Origin of the sequence: Hymenobacter endophyticus (genome assembly GCF_032464715.1) — a bacterium.
Taxonomy (GTDB): Bacteria; Bacteroidota; Bacteroidia; order Cytophagales; family Hymenobacteraceae; genus Hymenobacter; species Hymenobacter endophyticus.
Genome location: NZ_JAWDJT010000022.1, coordinates 1 through 18,855, shown reverse-complemented (window position 1 = coordinate 18,855; position 18,855 = coordinate 1). Strand labels below are relative to the sequence as shown.

The 18,855-nt window shown below is 60.8% G+C and carries 11 protein-coding genes, 1 tRNA gene and 2 pseudogenes; 7 read left to right on the top strand and 7 right to left on the bottom strand.

Annotated elements, in window-relative coordinates; genetic code table 11:
- The 3 genes and pseudogenes from ROI90_RS20895 to thiL form a co-directional block, all read left to right on the top strand.
- Window positions 1-111: pseudogene (locus ROI90_RS20895) on the top strand (IS5/IS1182 family transposase); the annotation flags it as partial.
- Window positions 112-231: 120 nt separating this feature from the next.
- The gene (locus ROI90_RS20890) at window positions 232-1,308 is read left to right on the top strand and encodes a T9SS type A sorting domain-containing protein (protein ID WP_316000225.1); all 1,077 of its coding nucleotides are present in this window, start codon (window positions 232-234) and stop codon (window positions 1,306-1,308) included.
- Between the two features lie 232 nt (window positions 1,309-1,540).
- Complete coding sequence (gene thiL / locus ROI90_RS20885) at window positions 1,541-2,563, top strand: thiamine-phosphate kinase (RefSeq protein ID WP_316000224.1); 1,023 nt, start codon at window positions 1,541-1,543, stop codon at window positions 2,561-2,563.
- 310 nt (window positions 2,564-2,873) lie between these two features.
- Here the strand turns inward: thiL and ROI90_RS20880 are convergent, their stop codons facing one another.
- From ROI90_RS20880 to ROI90_RS20860, 5 genes are all read right to left on the bottom strand, one after another.
- Entirely contained in the window at window positions 2,874-3,248 is a 375-nt protein-coding gene (locus ROI90_RS20880) for a hypothetical protein (RefSeq protein WP_190785279.1), read from the bottom strand.
- A 342-nt stretch (window positions 3,249-3,590) separates the two neighbouring features.
- A complete protein-coding gene (gene rlmD, locus ROI90_RS20875; RefSeq protein ID WP_380230183.1) occupies window positions 3,591-5,000 on the bottom strand; it encodes a 23S rRNA (uracil(1939)-C(5))-methyltransferase RlmD in 1,410 nt (469 codons plus the stop codon).
- A 261-nt stretch (window positions 5,001-5,261) separates the two neighbouring features.
- Window positions 5,262-7,607 carry an erythromycin esterase family protein gene (locus ROI90_RS20870; protein WP_316000223.1) on the bottom strand — a complete coding sequence of 782 codons (2,346 nt, stop codon included), beginning with the start codon at window positions 7,605-7,607 and terminating at the stop codon, window positions 5,262-5,264.
- 84 nt (window positions 7,608-7,691) lie between these two features.
- Window positions 7,692-12,302, bottom strand: a complete 4,611-nt coding sequence (locus ROI90_RS20865) for a T9SS type B sorting domain-containing protein (RefSeq protein WP_316000222.1) — start codon at window positions 12,300-12,302, stop codon at window positions 7,692-7,694.
- Window positions 12,303-12,383: 81 nt separating this feature from the next.
- The gene (locus ROI90_RS20860; protein ID WP_316000221.1) at window positions 12,384-14,630 is read right to left on the bottom strand and encodes a GEVED domain-containing protein; all 2,247 of its coding nucleotides are present in this window, start codon (window positions 14,628-14,630) and stop codon (window positions 12,384-12,386) included.
- Between the two features lie 213 nt (window positions 14,631-14,843).
- Here ROI90_RS20860 and ROI90_RS20855 point away from each other — a divergent pair, with 213 nt between their 5' ends.
- Both ROI90_RS20855 and ROI90_RS20850 read left to right on the top strand, forming a co-directional pair.
- Entirely contained in the window at window positions 14,844-15,650 is an 807-nt protein-coding gene (locus ROI90_RS20855) for an SDR family oxidoreductase (RefSeq protein ID WP_316000220.1), read from the top strand.
- A gap of 31 nt (window positions 15,651-15,681) precedes the next feature.
- On the top strand, window positions 15,682-16,446 hold the full coding sequence (locus tag ROI90_RS20850; protein ID WP_316000219.1) for a TerC family protein: 765 nt from the start codon (window positions 15,682-15,684) through the stop codon (window positions 16,444-16,446).
- A gap of 433 nt (window positions 16,447-16,879) precedes the next feature.
- On the opposite strand, the gene ROI90_RS20845 is transcribed toward ROI90_RS20850, so the two are convergent.
- Window positions 16,880-17,497: a hypothetical protein gene (locus ROI90_RS20845; RefSeq protein ID WP_316000218.1), complete on the bottom strand. Its 618-nt coding sequence runs from the start codon at window positions 17,495-17,497 to the stop codon at window positions 16,880-16,882.
- Between the two features lie 177 nt (window positions 17,498-17,674).
- On the opposite strand from ROI90_RS20845, the gene ROI90_RS20840 reads away from it, so the two are divergent.
- Window positions 17,675-17,750: transfer RNA gene (locus ROI90_RS20840), tRNA-Lys, on the top strand.
- A gap of 160 nt (window positions 17,751-17,910) precedes the next feature.
- A complete protein-coding gene (locus ROI90_RS20835) occupies window positions 17,911-18,729 on the top strand; it encodes a glucose 1-dehydrogenase (RefSeq protein WP_316000217.1) in 819 nt (272 codons plus the stop codon).
- A gap of 14 nt (window positions 18,730-18,743) precedes the next feature.
- On the opposite strand, the pseudogene ROI90_RS20830 reads toward ROI90_RS20835, so the two are convergent.
- Window positions 18,744-18,855 (bottom strand): annotated as a pseudogene (locus ROI90_RS20830) (IS5/IS1182 family transposase); the annotation flags it as partial.

Here is an 18,855-nt window from a genome sequence, read left to right as displayed (position 1 = left end):
AGCCGCCTCAAGCAGTTTCGCCGCGTGGCCACGCGCTATGACAAGTTGGATGCCCATTTTCTGGCCTTTGTTCATCTTGCCGCAACCGTACTCTGGCTGCGTGACTGTTAACACTTCCTAGTAAGCTCGACCATGAAGGCATGCTTTTTTCCTGACTTTGTATTGTCCAAGGCGGCCGCAATTGCCCTATCTTTGCGGTCGGTTCATCCACACCTTTTCAACCTCAACTGCATGAAAAAGAACTACATTCTGGCCTCGGCCTTATTGCTGGCCGCCACTACCACCTCATTTGGTCAAGGAACTGAACTATTCTTTTCGGAGTACGATGAGGGCGCGCACCAGACGGGCACCAGCTACAACGGCGGCATTTCTACTTCTACCGGCAACGAGCGGGCTATGGAGGTGTTCAACCCTACGCTCGGGCCCGTCAACCTAAATTCCTACTCTATCCGTCGCTACTCGAACGGCGCTACCACGCCCTTCCAGGAGGAGAAATTGAAGCGCACCACGGGCTCCAACGTGCTCAACTCGGCTGACGTATTTGTGTACGCCTGCGGGCAGGCAACGCTGACCAAAATTCTGAATGAAGCCGACCAGCTTTGTGCCCCGTATCAAACCGCTCCTGACGCCACCAACTCGGTGTTGACGTTCGGTGGTGCGGCTTATTTCAGCGGCAACGACGCCATGGCGCTAGTACGTTGGACCGGGGCTTCGGCCGGGCTGGGTACGCCCATTCTGGTAGACATATTCGGCGTAATCGGTCAGGATCCGGGTACTTCCTGGTCGGCGCAGGATGCCGCCGGCACGGCTGTTACTTCCGCAAACCAGTCGTTGGTTCGCCGGGAAACGGTTTCTACTGGCGTCCGCACCAACCCGGAGCCTCAGGGTGGTACTTCAACGGCCCGTACCGGGTTTAATATTGCCACTGAGTGGGAGTCCTACTCTACTGCTTTCCCCAATAATACGCTGGACCCCGCCGCGCAGAGCTACGCCCGCCTGGGTGCACATGAGTACAGCGGCCCTTACGGCAGCTATGCCCCGCTGAAGACGCTGGAGAAGTTCAACTCCTCCATCAGCGTGTTCCCGAACCCGGCCAACGGTCAGGCATTCGTACAGATTAAAGGGGCTAAAGTAGGCTCGGTAACGGTACTGAACAGCCTGGGCCAGCGCATCACCGCTCAGCCCCGCGGCCTGAGCGAGGAAATCCTCACCCTGAACGTTTCGGGCCTCACGCCCGGCCTGTACTTCGTGCAGTTTGTGTCGCAGGATGGCCAGCTGAAGGTATACAAAGAGCTGATGGTGAAGTAATTAGCAGATTTTGCTGGTTACGCAGATTGCACGGATTTTTTCCGTGCAGTCCCCAAAAACAACAACGCCCGCGACTTGTCGCGGGCGTTGTTGTTTTTCAGTGGCTATGCGTGGCTGAAGCAACCGGTAGTACCTGTACCCCCGAGCGGTGTGCTGTTCGTACCTTTGCTCTGCCTGCACAGTCGGGCAAGAAATCTGCGCAATCCGCGTAATCAGCAAAACCCGTGAGTATATGACGCCTTTAGATAAAGTAGGAGAATTTGGCCTCATTCGCCGGATTCAGGAAACCGTGCACCTCAACCAGCCCAGCACCATCCTTGGCATCGGCGACGACGCGGCCATTCTCGCGCCCCCGGCCGGACAGGAGCTGGTCATCAGCACCGATCTGCTGGTGGAAGGTGTGCACTTCGACCTCACGTTCTGCCCGCTCAAGCACCTGGGCTACAAAGCCGTGGCCGTCAACGTATCGGACGTAGCCGCCATGAACGCCCTGCCCACGCAAATCGTGGTGGCCCTGAGTGTGCCCTCGCGCTTCTCGGTAGAAGCGGTGGAGGAACTCTACGAAGGTATCCGGCTGGCCTGCGAGGCCTACAACGTGGACGTTGTAGGCGGCGACACCACCGGCAGCCGCAGCGGCCTCACCATCGGCATTACAGCCCTGGGTCTGGCCGAGGCCGGCAAAGCCGTGCGCCGCAGCGGGGCCGGTCCCAACGACCTGCTCTGCGTAACGGGCGACCTGGGCGGGGCCTACCTGGGCCTGCAGGTGCTGGAGCGCGAAAAGCAAGCCTGGCAGGCCGACCCCGACACCCAGCCCGAACTCGGCAAATACCCCTACGTGCTGCAGCGCCAGCTCCGCCCCGAGGCCCGCATGGACGTGGTGCACGAGCTACGCGACCTGGGCGTGGTGCCCACCAGCATGATTGATATTTCCGACGGGCTGGCTTCCGAAGTGCTGCACCTGTGCCAGGCCAGCGGCACGGGGGCCCGCGTGTTCACCGAGAACCTGCCCATTGCCAACCCCACGCTGGAAGTGGCCGAGGAGTTCAACCTCGACCCCATTATGTGCACGCTCAACGGCGGCGAAGACTACGAGCTGCTGTTCACGGTGCCCCTGTCAGACCACGATAAAATCAAGAACCACCCCGATATCACCATCATCGGCCACATGGTGGACAAGAGCGAAGGCGCCAACCTCATCACCAAAGCCGGCCAGCCCATTCCGCTGCGCGCCCAGGGGTTCAACCATTTCGAGTAGTGGCAGATAATGGAAGTCAAAAACAAACGGCGCTGATATAATATCAGCGCCGTTTGTTTTTGGAGCGAAGTGTCGGCTTAATTAGCAGGTCTATCAACAGAGCAAATGGAAGGCAGCAGACTAGATCAAGAAAGGCCATTACAGGCCGAAACCAATTGTTACAATCGTTGCATTTGCCGCTAGTGCTGGAGTAGAATAGAAAGGGAAACCCAATGAGGTCATAGCCATCTGATGTGCTGTGTAACGAAGCTGTGACCAGTGAAACTACAGCAAATAACAGCAACGTGTAGATAGCTACTTTATACATCAACTAATCCTCTGGGTAGGGGATATACACGAAGTTGGTGAACTCCTCGTCCAGCACGAACAGGCAGCAGTACTCGTTCGGGTCGCGGTAGGTGCTTTGGAAGGCTTCGATGCCGTCCTGGCCCACGATGCCCTGCTGCACAAACAGCTCCAGGTAGCTGGCAAAGACGTGCCACTCCAGGTTCAGCTCATCGGCGTTGATGAGCAGGCCGCCCAGCGGCACTTCCTGGCGGGCAAACACGAAAATGGGATACTTGGAAATATCCCGCTTGCGGATCTGCGAGGAGGCCTCGCTCAGCGTATCGGAAACGGTAGCAAAGTCCTTGGTGATGGTGCCGAGGTATTTGCCGTTCAGTTCAGGGTCGTTGGTGTAGTCCATTAAGTGAAGTCTATTTCTAGTGTTCTTAACACTCCTTGTAACTGTGCAAGGAACAGAATTCGCTCTTGCAACACGTCTGCAGCCGTTGTCGTGATAAACACAATGTCCTGATCATCCTCGTCTAAGGCAAGTTCTATCTGGCATTGCCCGTTTGCGCCCGAAAGATCATACCGTAATAACTTGTTCGTATGACTATTGGTAAGGTGCACATTGTAGTTCACTGCGTCAGCATCTGTTTCTGAATACGAATAACCAGAAAGCAAGGAGAGTAGCTGCAGTATTCCCGGTAACTTATGTTTCCAGCACCAAAAGCTGTGTTGCAATAAGGCTGGCATAGTTATTCTACTTCAACTCCAGCAACACCACATTCTCCACGTGGTGGGTGTGGGGGAACATGTCTACGGGCTGTACTTTTACCACTTGGTAGGCTTCATCGAGCAACTCCAGGTCGCGGGCCTGGGTGCCGGGGTTGCAGCTGACGTACACGATGCGGGGGGCACGCATTTCGAGGAGGCGGGCCACTACGTCGGGGTGCATGCCGGCGCGGGGCGGGTCGGTGATGACCACGTCGGGGCGGCCGTGCTTGGCAATGAACTCGGCGTTGAGCACGTCCTTCATGTCGCCGGCGTAGAACTCGGTGTTGGTGGTGCCGTTGATTTCGGAGTTGATGTAGGCGTCCTTCACGGCCGATTCCACATACTCCACGCCCACGACGTGCCGGGCCTGGCGGGCCACGAAGTTGGCGATGGTGCCGGCACCGGTGTAGAGGTCATACACCAGCTCCGAGCCGGTGAGCTGGGCGAAGTCGCGGGTGATTTTATAGAGGTTGAAGGCGCCTTCGGAGTTGGTCTGGTAGAAGGATTTCGGCCCGACGCGGAAGCGCAGGCCTTCCATTTCCTCGTGAATGTGCGGCTCGCCCTTATAGCACACCACCTCCAGGTCGTGGAAGGTTTCGTTGCCCTTGTCGTTGAGCACGTAGTTGAGGGAGGTGATTTGCGGGAACCGCTCGTGCAGGAAATCCAGCAGCGGAAACAGCGCGTCGTGGGCGTAGTAGCACTGCAGAATCACCATCAGGTCGCCGGTGTTGGCCGTGCGGATGATGAGGTTGCGCAGGAAGCCTTCCTGGGTCACGAGGTTGTTGAAGGGCAGCTCGTGCTCCAGGGCGTAGTCGCGCACAGCCAGCCGAATCTGGTTGCTGGGGTCGGGCTGCAGCCAGCAGTGGTTGATGTCGAGAATCTTGTCGAAGCGGCCGGGCGTGTGGAAGCCCAGTACGCGCCGCTCGTAGTCGTGGCCGCTGGCAATCTGCTCATTGGTCAGCCAGCCGTTGTGGCTGAAGGTGTACTCCAGCTTGTTGCGGTAGTACGTCTGGTCGGGGGAAGGCTGAATGGGCAGGATTTCGGGCAGGGCCACCTTGCCGATGCGCTGCAACGTGTCGGCCACCTGCTGGTGCTTGAACTGGAGCTGGGTTTCGTAGCCCAGGTGCTGCCACTTACAGCCCCCGCAGGTGCCGAAATGCTCGCAGAACGGCTGCACGCGCAACTCGGAGTATTTGTGGAAGTGCGTGGGCACGGCTTCCAGGAAGTTCTTTTTGGCCTTGGTCACGCGCAGATCCACCACGTCGCCGGGGGCCACTTGCGTTACAAAAATGACCAGGTTCTCGCGGCGCACCAGGCACTTGCCCTCGGCCACCATGTCGGTGATTTCGACTTCGCGGAGCAGTTCCGCCGGGATGTTTTTAACGGATTTTCTCACAGGTGCAAAGCTAATCACTGATTACACGGATTTTTCCACGGATTCCACGGATTTTGTGGACGATTGTCCGGGGCATTGGCGGCGGTCCGGAAGTTGTTGGGGAAGGCTTGGAGGTTGTTTGGGACGGTCTGGGAATCGTTGGGGACGGTCCGGAGGTCATGACGAAGGTGCCGAGAGTCGTGACGAAGGATCCGGAGGTCGTGTCGAAGGGGCCGGGAGTCTTGTCGAATGCCCCGAAGGTTGTGACGAAAACATTAACAGCTAGGGTAACGGCTGGAGGGCGGTGGTGGTGGGCAGGAACAGGAGGGCGTCAAACTCCCGGCGCAGGTCGTGGCGCAGAAACTGCGTTGTTGGCAGCGCGTAGCCCACGTCGCGGAGCAACAGGTTCTGGTGCAGCCATTGGGTGCCGGCCGTGAGGCTTGCGGTGCGCAGGTTGAGGTAGGTGAGTGGGAGGCGGGCCGCCTGGAAATAGTACTCGTAGCTGCCCGGCTCCGCGGCCGCCGCTACGGCCGGGCGGAAACTCGTGCTGCCGTTTTCGGCCCGGATTTCCGTGCGGAAACTACCGGCGTTGAAGGCCGTGCCCAGGGCCACGTAGTCGGGGCCGTAGGTGGCCCGCAGCCGCTGGCCGGTGCCATTGGTGGCGGCCAGCACCGAGTTGTGGGCCAGTACCGCCAGTCGGCCATCGGGAGCCTGCTGGTGCAGCCAATAAATGTTTTCGGCCAGGGTATTGGCGCGGTAGGTGGCAGTCAGGTCGGAGTCGAGGGTGTGCTGGCCGGCAAACTGCTCCAGCAGCACCAGCAGCTGGCGTTGCAGAGCGGCTTCGGGCAAAAGCAGGCTGCCGCTGAGGCGGTTTTGCTCCTCCAGGACCGTGCGGATCTGGTGCACGGCAGCCCGCGCGGCCGTGAGCTGCGCAGCGGTTTTGCCGGGTTCGGTGAAGGGGTTGAGGCGGATTTCGGCGGCGGGCAGCTGTTGCAGCTGACGGCCCAGCTCATCCAGGCGGGCGCGTAAAGTGGTGGCGCGTTCGGGCAGCATCTCCCGCAGATACGCCGTGAGGGCCGCTGGCTGCCGGCACTCCAGCCCCCACACCTGCACTTTGGTGGTGGCGCGCTCATTGCAGGTGCGCAGCCACTGCACCAAGGCCAGGGTTTCGGGGGAGTTGTAGGAGCCCAGCGCCTGCACCAGCTGGCGCGGGTTGCCCTGGCCGGTTTGCAGGTAATCGTTCAGGGCGAGGCAGGCGGCGGCATCGGCTTCCAGGGCTACCGTGCGCAGGCCTTTCTGCTCGATGAGGTAGCGGAGCAGGCGGTGGCGCAGCTGGGCAATTTCGCGGGAGCCGTAGGTTGTTTCGCCTAATCCGATAACCTGGGTCTTGCCAACCAGCGTGCCCAGGGCGGCCAGGTCTTTGTTGTCGCCGGCATCGGGCAGGGCGGTGCGCAACGGCACGGCGGCCTGCCGGAGCCAGGCCAGCTCGGCGGCCGTGGGCAAGGTTGGGGCGGCGGGGTCGGGGGGCGGAGCGTAGGGCTTGCCATTTACCAGCAGCTGCACGTTATCTACCCACACCGGCCCCGGGCCCGCCAGGCGCAGCCCCAGTACCAGCTGCGTATAGTAGGCGTTCCAGGTGGTCGGCACTTCCACCCGAAACGGCTGCCAGCCGGTGCCAGGTTGGGCGGCGGTAGTTAAGGGCAGCTCCTGCAACGGGCCCCGGGCTCCGCGTCGGCCTTCCGGGCCATTGCTTTCGGCCAGTAGGGTGTAATATAGAGCAGGCACGGACGTAGCTGCCGCGTATCGTAACTGCCCCTGCACCACCAGCGTTTTGCCCCGCAGGCTGGAGTCCAGCGGGGTCTGGCCGAGGTAGGCGTAGGTGGGAATACCTGTACGGGTGGGTTCCAGCCGCAGACTGTAGCGGCCGTGCGTGGGAGTTGCTGAATCGGGCTGGGTACGGTAGCGTGGGTCGGGTAGGGCGGCGGGGCGGCGCTCAAAGTCCCAGTTGGGCTGGCGGGCGGCGGCGCTGAGTACCAGGGGCTCGGTGCCGGGCAGCAGCTGGTCGGGGTAGCGTTGGCCGGAGTCCCATTCTACCCGCACATCATCCAGCCACACGCGCCCCTGGCCCAGAAACCGCAGCCCCAGCAGCAGACTGGTAGCGCCGGCTGGCACCGGCAGCTGAATCTGCACCCGCTGCCAGTCCGAGCTGGGTGGTAGGGCCGGGGTGGAGAAGTCGTCGTGGCTGGCCAGGTTATCGCCCGTTGTGGCCGCTTGGGCATGGGCGTACAAAAAGGCCTTGCCGGTGAAGTTCCGGGTGCGGAGCTGCCCGCTGATGGTCACCGTGTGCCCGCGCAGGGAGTCAATGGGCGAAATGCTGGTGTACACGGCCCCGCCCACGGGCTCCTCGGCCTGGCTTACATCTAGCAGCAGACTACCCCGGCCGCTGGCGGCGGGGGTGAGGGTATCCAGCCGCAGCACGCGCGCCGGCAGCGCCGGCACCCGGGTATGCCAGAGCAGGAAGGGCTGGTGCCGGTTCGCCTCGGGCTCGAAGCTGAGGTTGAGCCGGGCCTGAGCACGCCCAAATTGGGGAACTGAAACGAGCAGGAGCAGCAGGCAGAGGTAGCGCATCGTATATGGGAAACAGACCAAGTAAAAAGGCCGCCCGGCTATTCCGAACGGCCTTTTGCGAGTGGCTAGTATGGCTGGTATGAATTAGCGCACAATTTCAAACCACCCCTTGTAGCTGGTGCCGTCTTCCAGCTTAAACATATAGTAGTACACGCCTTGGCCCTGCTCCTGACCGCCGTAGTCGTTGCGGTAGTTGCTGGTCTGGTACACCTGCTTACCCCAGCGGTTGAAGATGGTGAGCGTGTTGCGCGGGTACAGGGCCACGTTGTCGATGAACAGCACGTCGTTTTTGCCGTCGCCGTTGGGGGTAATGATGTTGTAGAAGCCCAGCTTGTTATCGAAGCTCACGCAGGCATCATTGGACGAGGAAACGCGGGCCGTGGCCTCGGTGCTGAGGGCCTGCACCCGGAAGCACTGGGCAAAGCCGGCCGTGCTGCTGGGCAGCTCCAGCGTCAGCTGGGAACCAGCCACGGTACCCACCAACTCGGCGGTGCCGTTGTCGGCCACGCGGCTCACGCGGTATTCCTTAACTGCGAAGCCCTGGTAGGCCGTCCAGCTCACTTGTACCTTGCCTACGTCGCGGCCCCCGGTGCTCTGGGTGGCGGTGGCGCGGGTAAGGATGGTGGTGTGGGTTTGGCTGCTGAGCACGGTGCCGCAGGCATTGGTCAGGTTGATTTGGTACTGATAGGCTTTGGCGTCGGCGTCCACGGCATTATCGGTAAACGAGGCGGCAGTGTTGGCCACGTTGCCCACGAGAGTGTAAGCCCCGGTGCTGCCGGCCTCGCGCCGCAGCACCTGCACGCGGTTGGTGTTGCCGGTGTTGTTGGGCACTTGCAGAGCCAGCGTAATACTCCGGTCCTGGGTGGCAGCATCCACCGAGGCCGTGTTCAGGGCCACCGTGGCGTTGTCCGGACGGATGGTGAAGGTGGCAGTGCAGCTCTGGCTGGTGGTTTCCGTGACGCTGAGCGTGGCGTTGGTGGTACCGGCCGGCATATCAATGGTCACGGCATTGGTGCCCTGGCCGCCGGTGATGGTGCCGCCGGTGAGCGTCCACTGGTATTGGCCGCCGGCAAGAGCCGCGGTGGTGTAGGCCAGGCCGGTGCGCGCCTCTGGGCAGTAGCTGGCCGGGCCGCTGATGGCCAGGGGCGGCACTACCACAAAGGTTTTGGTGTAGGGTTGGCCCACGCAGCCGCTGGCCGTGGTTTCCCGGATGGTAACGGTATAGGGCGTGGCGCTGGCCACGGGGTTATTGATGGTCACCGAGTTGCCCGTACCGGCTACCGTAGTGCCATTCAGCGTGAAGGTATAGGAGGAAGTAGCCGCCCCTGGCAGGGAGAAAACCACATTACCCGCGCCCGCGCACACCCGGCTAGGGCCGCTAATGGCCAGGGTAGTAGCGGGCGAGGGCAGCACGTTCACGTACAGCGTGTCACTGGTGCCCCGGCAGATACCGCCGGCTGGGTTGCTCGATTCCGTTACCACCAGCTTCGCCAAGCCCACGCGGGTGAAGCGCACCTGCACTGAGGCCTGGCTGGTGCCTACCTGCGTCCCGCCCACAATCTGCCAGGCATACACCGAGCCATTGGTGAATTGCGTCTGGTAGGTAAACGGTCCATCGGCCAGGCACACCTGCACGGGGCCGGTGGGCCGGGGCGTAGCCAGTTGCTGGTTTACCCGCACGGGCAGCGTAACCGTATCCGACGAACACCCGAAGGAGTTGAGCTGAAACGCGCGCACCGAGGCCGAGGCAGTGGCCGGACCCCAGTTCACGGTAATAGTCGGGGTGCCCTGACCGCTGGCAATGGTGCCGCCGGTTACCAGCCACTGGTAGGCCGTGTTGCGCGGGTTGCGGATGTTGTAGCGCACGCCCTGCACCGTGGGGCACACCGAGGCCGAACCCTGAATGCTGTCGGGCAATGGCCGAGGGTTCACTGTAATCCGCACCGTGTCGCGGGTGGCGCAGCCCAGGGGCGTGGTAGCCGTTAGCACGTAAGTCAGCACCAGGGGCGTTTGGGTGGCATTGCGGGCCGTGAACACCGGGCGGGCAGCCGTGGCGCTGCTCAGGTTGGCGGCCGGGCTCCACTGGTAGGTATAGCCAGCCAGCGCCGCCGTGCCCAGCGTCAGTTGCTTGTCGTCGCAGAGGGCGGCATCGGGGCCCGCGTTGGCGGTGGCGGCGGGGTTCACCCGGATGGTGACGGTGCTGGTGGCCACGCAGCCCTGGGCCGTAGTAACGGTGAGCGTGTAGGTGTAGGTCTGGGGTTGGGTGCTGGTGTTGGTCTGGCTGAAAACCGGTTGGGCAACGGTGCTGCTGCTCAGGCCGGTGGCCGGGCTCCACTGGTAGCGGAAGCCCGCCACGGCCGCCGTGCCCAGCACCGTGGTTTCCCCGGAGCACACGGTGCGGTTGGCCCCGGCTGCTGCTGCTGCCGCCGGATAAATAGTGACGCGCACTGTATCCTGGCTTACGCAGCCCAGCGCCGTAGTGGCCGTTACTACGTAGCTGAACACCTGGGTAGTAGCCATGGTATTGCTGAGGGTAAGTACCGGTTGAGCCGCGGTACTGCTGCTCAGGCCGGTGGCTGGGCTCCATTGATACGTATAGCCGGCCAATGCCGCGCTGCCCAGCGTAACGGGCGTGCCTGAACACACGGCCTGGTCGGGGCCGGCGTTGGCGGTGGCAGCGGGGTTTACGGTGATGGTAACGGCGCTGGTAGCGGTGCAGCCTTGGGCCGTGGTGGCCGTGAGCGTGTAGGTGTAGGTTTGGATGGCCGCGGTGGTATTGCTGAGAGTAAGTACCGGCTGAGCAACGGTGCTGCTGCTTAGGCCGGTGGCCGGGCTCCATTGATACGTGTAGCCGGCCAGTGCCGCGCTGCCCAGCGTTACCGGTACCCCCGAGCACACTGTTTGCGCTGGCCCGGGGCTGACTACGGCCGCCGGGTTCACCGTTACGGTTACCTGCCGGGAAGCCGTGCACACCCCATCCGTAGAACGCACGGTATACACAGTAGTTTGGGCCGGACTCACTGTAATGCTGGCTCCCGTAAACGTCTGGCCGCTGCTGCTGGTCCAGCTGTACAACTGCCCGCCACTGGCCGTGAGGGTAGTTGAGCTTCCAGGACAGATACTTACATCGGCGCTGACAGCCAGCGTAGAGGCCGGCCGAATATCCACGGTGCGCTGGACGGAATCAGTGGGGCAGCCCAGGCTGGATACGCCCCGTACCGTGAGGGTGCCCGTGCCGGTGGTGCCCCACATTACCTGTACGGAGTTACCGGTAGCAGAACCCTGAATAGTACCGCCGCGCACCGTCCAGCGGTAGGAGCCAGCCGTCGGGCCCGCTGCCGTGTAGGGCAGGCTCTGCGTTCGGTCACAGATGATGGTGTCGCCGTTGATGCGGTTGGGGCCGCCCGCCCGCGTTACCGTTATGCGGTACACCCCGGCAATGGTTTTGCTGCCGCAGGTATTGTCGCTCACAGTTACTACCACATCATAAGGCGTGGCACGGGCGTTGCCGCAGCGCGTATTAAACACAAATGTGCCCGTTACGGATGCCGTGGCCGTAACGGTGGCACTACCCGTGGGGCTGCCGGCCGGCACAGTTCCCTGGTTGCCGTTCACGCTGAAATCAAACGGGCCGCTGCCATCCAGCAGAGCACTGTTTACTCGCATGGTCAACAATTTTCCCTCGGGGTCGGTGGAGGTAACTCCAAAGTTCAAGGAGCGGCCTTCCTCCACTGTAAATTCCCGCACAGCCACCGAGGTTGGCGTGAATACCGGGGCCAAGTTGGCCTGGCAAGGCCTTGATACCAACTGAATGTCGCGGCGGGTGGTGCCTACCAGCACTTCACGGCCGTTAACCGTGCGGTACTCCTTCACATCCACGGCCACCACATACTTACCTTGGTTGGGAGCCACGTATGTGCTGATGCCGGTGCTGGCATTCAGGGCCGCATAGCCGCCGGCCGCCGGCCCAAATGGCCTGGTTACGCTGTAGCCGCTGGCGTAAGTAACGGGCGGCGGTGGCGGGGTAAAATTGCCGAAGGGCGCAGCGCCCTGGTAAGGAGTACCAAAGGAATAAATCAGCCGGTCCCCATCAGCATCGTAGGCATTGTTGAGCAGGATGGTGGTGTCGCCCTGGCAGATAACGGCCACGGCCGTATCCGAGAATACGGGGGAGGTATTCGGCAGCAGGGGCGGCGCCATATCCATGTACAGCGTCATGTTGGTGGCGCCGGGGCTCTGCAGGTTAGTTACGTCGTTGTTGCGGGCTATGTCGGTGTACACGGCGTAGTACCCATCAAACGACAGTGGCAGGTTCACGGTAGTTACGTACTTGGCCAGCGTTACGCGGGGTGGCTGGCTGGTAGGTAGCGTACAGCCGCCCGGCGTAGGCGGGGTAATTTCCGCGAAGCTGGTGCGGGAAACTGTCGTGCTGATGATGCGCGCCCCATTCTGCGACTTGTTATAAAACGTAATTTCCACGCTGGGCCGCCCATCGGGGGCCGCCGAGCCAAACTCCTTATTCAGATACACCAATACCGTTACCTGGTAGCGGAAAGGCGCCCCGATGGGGCCTTTAGCATCCAGGTATTTGTAATTCATTTCGCCGCCCAGCAAATGGGTGGCTGCCGCTGGCCGGGCGCTTAGTAACAAGCCAACAAGCAACAGCAGACAGGTACGCAGTAAAGTTGTGCGCATATAAACAAATGAAAGTAGGGGAGGGCGCCCGCCGCCGAGTGGCCGGCGGCAGAGCTGGTGGGAGGCAGAGCTGGAGGGAAGCTAGTTGCGCAGCACGCGCCGGATGGCCGTCTGCCCGTGGGTACCGGCCAGGCGCAGCACGTACAGGCCCGGAGGTAAATGGCTCAGGTTGAGGGAAGCGTCAGTAGAGGCGCTCAGGCGCACGGTGCTGCGGTGCACGCAGGTGCCCACGCTGTTGGTCACTTCCACCGCGTAGGTATCGGCCGCACCGGCATCTGCCACGTGCAAAGCCACCACGCCGGTAGCGGTGGGGTTGGGCGAAACTGACAGAGCCGGCAGCGCCTGCGCCGCCAGAGTGGCAGTAGTTGACACAACCTGCACGCTGTAATCTTCGATTTCCGTATTAGGCTGAGCAACAATGCCCGTGCAGGAGTACGGGGAGTTGTTATTGAGGCGGGCAATGATGCGCATCCGCGTAAACCCTATCAGATTCTGCTGATTAGGCACTGGTACTGAGATGACGCCCGGATTCGTGGTGATGAGGTTGGCAACAAGCTCCGAGGTATCAAACACCCCGTTCCGGTCCCAATCCAGCCACACCGTGGTTATTCGCTGAGTATTGGTATTGCTGGCTACCGTTAACGTATAGGTCTGGCCCAGCCGGAGCGTCATGAGCTTGCCGGCATAGTTTCCGTAGCCGTTGGGGTCAGCATCAGAAGTATTGGTGAATACGGTGGTTTGCCCAGAGTTCAGCGCCACGTTCGTAATCCAAAAGGAAGTGTTGTCTCCGGTGGCGTAGCAATACTGCCGGCACGGAATGGTTACCAGTACTGAGGTGCCACTGGTAAAGCTGTTGGTGCCGTAGGCGTTGGTGGCTGTTAGGGTTACCTGGTAGTTGCCAACTGCGGTGTAGGTATGGCTGGGGTTCTGCAGGGTGCTGGTGGTGCCGTCGCCAAAGTTCCAGCGCCAGCTGGTGGGCAGGTTCTGCGACTGATCAGTGAACTGCACGGTGGTTTGGCAGGAGCCCGGCACATAGTTGGAGGTGAAGTCAGCTACCGGCGGCTGGGTACTCTGGCGCAGCGTTACGGTATAGTCCTCGGCCTGGCCATACTGGATGCCCGCGCAGGCCGTAAAGCCGGAACCCACAAAGTCGGCGGCCACGCGCAGGCGCAGGGGCTGGTTGAGCGGGGCATTAACCGGCACTGTGTAGGTGCCGCTGGGGTTTCTCGTGTTCAGGGCCTGAAATATCTGCTCACTGGCTTCAAAGGTGCCGTTGTTATTCACATCCAGCCACACGCGGGTATCGTGGGGGTTGCTGCCACCGGTAAGCACGCTTAAAGGGTAGCGGTTTCCGGCCAGCAGTTCCAGCTTGCCCGTGCAGGTAAAGTCTTCGTAGCCGGCCTGCCCATCGGCTGAGGTGGAGACAAAGCCTCCGAGGGCAAACCGCGTAATACCGTAGCCGCAGCAGTACGCCGAGGTGGTGGCAGTACAGGTGGCGGCCACTGGCACGGCACTATCGTAGGTAATGTAGCCGGTGCGGGTTTTGGAGCTGCTGCCCACGCTGTTGGTGGTGGTCAGGGTTACGGTAAACGTGCCGGGCGTGGCGTAGCGGTGGCTGGGGTTTTGCAGGGTGCTGGTGGTGCCGTCGCCAAAATTCCAGAGCCAGCTGCTGGGGCCATTCTGGGTTTGGTCGGTAAACTGCACGGTGCCGGAGCAGGTGCGGGTCTGGTCGGCCGTAAACTCGGTTATCGGGGCCTGCGCGCTGGCAGAAGCCACTAAAGCGTAATCCTCGGTTTGCGAGTACTGCGGCGTGGAGCAGGGCGTGGGCACCGGGGCATTCACGTAGTCGGCCGCCACGCGCAGGCGTAGCCCCACGCCCGTAACGGTACCTGCTGGCAGCCGCACCGTGCCCGTGTGCACGCGCTTGGCATTGGAGCTGAACACCAATTCGGAGCTGGGGCTGAAAGTGCCGTCGTTGTTCAAATCGGCCCACACCCGCACATTTTCGTCGGCGTTGCTATTGGTCCGGATAGAAATGGGCGCATCAATGCCAACGGTGAGGGCCGCAGCTCCCAACGTGCAAGCGTAGTTTTTGTAGCCCTCCTGCACGCCAGCGGTGGTAGAGTTAATGCCACCCAGCGTCACGTTCAGAATACCCATGGCAAACGGGTAATTGGCGGCCGGCGCGTTGCCGGGGGGGCAGGCCGCCGCTGCCGGCGGGCAGGTTTGGGCCCGGGCCTGTAAAGCCAAAAGGGGTAGTAGTAAACTGAGTAAGCCGGAAACGTACCGCATCTTCTCACCCAACTGAGTGCGTAAGGGTTGCATCATAGAAAAGCACTAAAGGGAAAAAGAGAATGAGGAACTCCGGGAATAACGGCGAACCAAAATACAATTTTCTCGGCTGCGAATTCAATATATCAGCCTCAAGTGCTACAGTCCTCCAAAATTCGACGGATGCGGGAGTCTGCCCGGCGCTCTGCCGAAATCCGCGTAGTTTTGCCGTGTTCCCAACCGGAATATCCTGATAGTTTTTTCCCTTGCATGAAAGATAAAGTTGTGCTCATCACGGGCGGTACCTCCGGCATTGGCCGGGCTACGGCTCTGGAGTTTGGTCGGGCCGGTGCCCGCATCGTTATTACTGGCCGCGACGAAGCCCGCCTGCAGGAAACGGCCCACGAGCTGGCCCGCCTGGGTATTCAGCACCGCGCCGTGCGGGCCGATGTGGGCGTGGAGGCCGACTCGGCTCGGGCAGTGCAGGAAACCCTGGCCGCATTTGGCCGCTTGGATGTACTCATCAACAATGCCGGTATCAGCATGCGCGCCCTATTCCGCGACGCCAGCCTGGACGTAATTCGCCAGCTCATGCAAACCAACTTCTTCGGCACGGTGTACACCACCAAGTTCGCCCTGCCCTATATCACCCAGGCCAAGGGCTCCATTGTAGGCATCAGCAGCATTGCCGGCTATCGGGGGCTGCCCGGCCGCACCGGCTACTCGGCCTCCAAGTTTGCCATGCACGGCTTCCTGGAGGCCCTGCGCACCGAGCTGCTGCCCCAGGGCGTGCATGTGTTGCTGGCCTGCCCGGGCTTTACGGCCTCCAACATCCGCAACGTAGCCCTGGCCGCCGATGGCACCAAGCAGGGGGAGTCGCCGCGGGATGAGCAGAAGATGATGAGCAGCGAGGAAGTGGCCCAGCATCTGCTGGAGGCCGTGCGTCAGCGCCGCCGCGACCTGGTGCTCACTAGCACGGGCAAGCTTACTGTGTTCCTGAATAAGTGGCTGCCAGGCCTGGCTGATAAGCTGGTGCTGAACCACTTCCGCAAGGAGGAGCCTGATTTCGTACTGTAACTTTTAAGCCGGCCAGGGGCCGCTGTTCTGCATGAACCATCACCTGCAGCAAATTCTGGACAACCCGCTGGCGGCCCTGGCGGTAGTGGGCAACCTGATCATTATCGAAAGTCTGCTCTCCGTGGATAACGCGGCCGTACTGGCTACTATGGTGGGCGACTTGCCCAAGGAGCAGCGTCAGAAAGCCCTGCGCTACGGCATTATTGGGGCCTACGTGTTCCGGGGTATCTGCCTGCTGTTCGCCTCCTATTTGGTGGAGGTCTGGTTTCTGAAGCCCTTGGGTGGTTTGTACCTGTTGTACCTGGCCGCCAGCTATTTTCTGCCCAAGCGCGGCGCTCAGGCAGATGATGAGGTGGACAAAGAGAAGAGTTGGATCTACCGCCGTACCCTGGGGGCCTTCGGGCAGTTTTGGGCCACCGTAGCCCTCATCGAGCTCATGGACCTGGCCTTCTCCATCGACAACGTATTCGCCGTGGTGGCCTTCACCGATAACCTGATTCTGGTGTGCACGGGCGTGTTTATCGGCATTTTGGCTATGCGGCTGGTGGCGCAGGCATTCGTGCTGCTGATGGCCAAATACCCGTTTCTGGAAACTGCCGCCTTCGTGGTTATCGGCATATTGGGGCTGAAGCTGCTGCTTTCCCTGGTAGAGCACTACGCCCCCACGCACCCGTTCAGCCGCTTCCTCACCAGCGAAACCGCCGAAATCGGCCTCACGCTGCTCACGGTGGGCGTATTCGCGGTGCCGTTGCTGGCCGCCTGGGTGCGCCGGCGGCTGGTGAAGGCGAAGTTGTGAAAGGTGGAGTTGTGAATACGGGGATGCACTACCTTGCGGAAGCTTGGTGTTCTGAGCCTGCAAAGGGCCTTACTACGCAAGAACAAGCGCGTTCAGAAGCGACAAACCTAGGGTGCGAAGTAGCCCCAGCGGGGCGATATATCGATAGCAACACCGAATCCAGGCTGTTTTTCAAGCCCCAGCGGGGCGACATTGCCGTAAGCGTGTCGCCCCGCTGGGGCTTTATCGTTCTGGCAAGTGGTTTTTCTACCGATATGTCGCCCCGCTGGGGCTACTCCGCAACGCGGGTTAATAAGGTCTTTCGTCGCCGCTCGATGCGTGGAATACTCAGCACAACGGGTTCCGAACCGCACCAGTAACGCAAGGCCCTGCCTGCTTCACCTGCGCAGGTTGAACATCAAACTCGCAAGTTTCCCACTGACAGCTGCACCACTTATTCCACCAGCAGCAAATCGGGGCGGCGGATGTAAGCGTCGCGGCCCTGCCACTGCACCCGAAACCAAATATCCTGCTGGCCCCGCACCTCAAACCGGTCACCGGCCGCTGCCGTGGTCAGCCAGGCCGAGCCTGCACTGGGCCCGGCCATGAGTGGAGCGCGGGGGTGGGCTACCAGCCCAACCCGGCCCGGAGCTAATAGGTTAAGAAACACGCCCACAACGGTTAGGTAGGCAGCGTACGTAGCCCACCAGGCCCGGTCAGCTGTGCGCCGCCGGATAAGCAGCAAGGTGCCGCCCCCCACCGCCAGGATCAGTAGCCCCTGCAACAGCCGGTAATAGTAGCGCTGCACCGTAATCAGCAGGTTTTGCCGCCAGGTATCGGGGTAGCCGGTGAGGCGGTGCTCCTGTGCCAGACCTACCATTTTGCGCCAGGTAGCCTGCCGGGGTTCCCAGGCCTGCGCCGTGCTCAGGTAGTACAAAGCCGCCGGATAGTGCCCCAGTGCCTCCTGCACGTAGGCCATGCGCAGCAGCTGCCGGGCCGACTGTTGCTGATCTTGCTCCCGGGCTTGGCGATAAAGCGGATATGCCTCCTCTACCTGTCCGGACTGAAACAAAGAATCGGCCTTCAGAAGAGCCGGACTAACTTTTTGGGCCTGAACGAATTGGGAAAGCACCGCTAGAAATAGAAAAAAAAGGTAGGCTTTTTTCAGCAAAACAGTTGCACGGTTAGGTTTGGGCCTCTACTTTTGTGCCACAATCAGCGAGAAACGCCCGCTGGTTACAAAGAAACTGATTCTGTAGCTCAGCTGGTAGAGCAATACACTTTTAATGTATGGGTCCTGGGTTCGAATCCCAGCGGGATCACCAAAGCCTTGTCGGATACGGCAGGGCTTTTTTGTGTTCGTATAGAAGGTATTTTTAGCTGTTTTGCTTGCTATATACTTGATATTCAATACTTCATCAAAAGTTCATGTAACTTAAGAACACTAATAGTAGTCTAGGTAGAGAAACCAACCTTTCTACCCGTATGGCCAGTTCTGCTTCCGTTAAGCGACTACAACACCAAATTGCTCTGGTAACGGGCGGTAGCTCCGGCATTGGCTCTGGGGTGGCCGAGGCCCTGGCCGCAGAAGGCGCTACTGTTTTTGTGAACTATGCGCGCAGCCCGGAGGGCGCGGCAGAAGTGGTGAAAAAGATAGAGGAAGCCGGCGGTAAAGCCTACGCCGTGCACGCCGATGTGAGTAAGGAGGAAGAGGTGCTGGCCATGTTCGAGGAGATTCGGCGGCAGTGTGGTACGCTGCACATTCTGGTAAATAACTCCGGAATTCAGGATGACTCGCCTTTTCTGGACATGACCCTGGAAAAGTGGCAGAACGTTATCAACGTGAACCTGACGGGGCAATTCCTGTGTGCCCGGGAGGCGGCCCGAGAGTTTGTGCGCCGGGGCCCGCAGCCGGAAATATCGAAGGCTACCGGCAAGATTATCTGCATGAGTTCGGTGCACGAGGTAATTCCCTGGGCCGGCCACGTGAATTACGCTACCAGCAAAGGCGGCATTATGCAGCTGATGAAGAGCATGGCCCAGGAGCTGGCTCCGCAGCGTATCCGGGTTAACAGCATTGGGCCGGGTGCCATTGCCACGCCCATCAACGAATCGGCCCGCGATACGCCCGAGGAAGAAAAAAGCCTGCTTACTCTTATTCCCTACGGCCGCATTGGCGAGCCCGCCGACATTGGCAAAGTAGCCGTGTGGCTGGCCTCCGACGAATCGGACTACGTGACGGGCACTACCCTGTTTGCCGACGGCGGTATGACCCTGTACCCTGGCTTCGCGGATAACGGCTGAGTTTTTAGGAAGTGTTAACAGTCACGCAGCCAGAGTACGGTTGCGGCAAGATGAACAAAGGCCAGAAAATGGGCATCCAACTTGTCATAGCGCGTGGCCACGCGGCGAAACTGCTTGAGGCGGCTA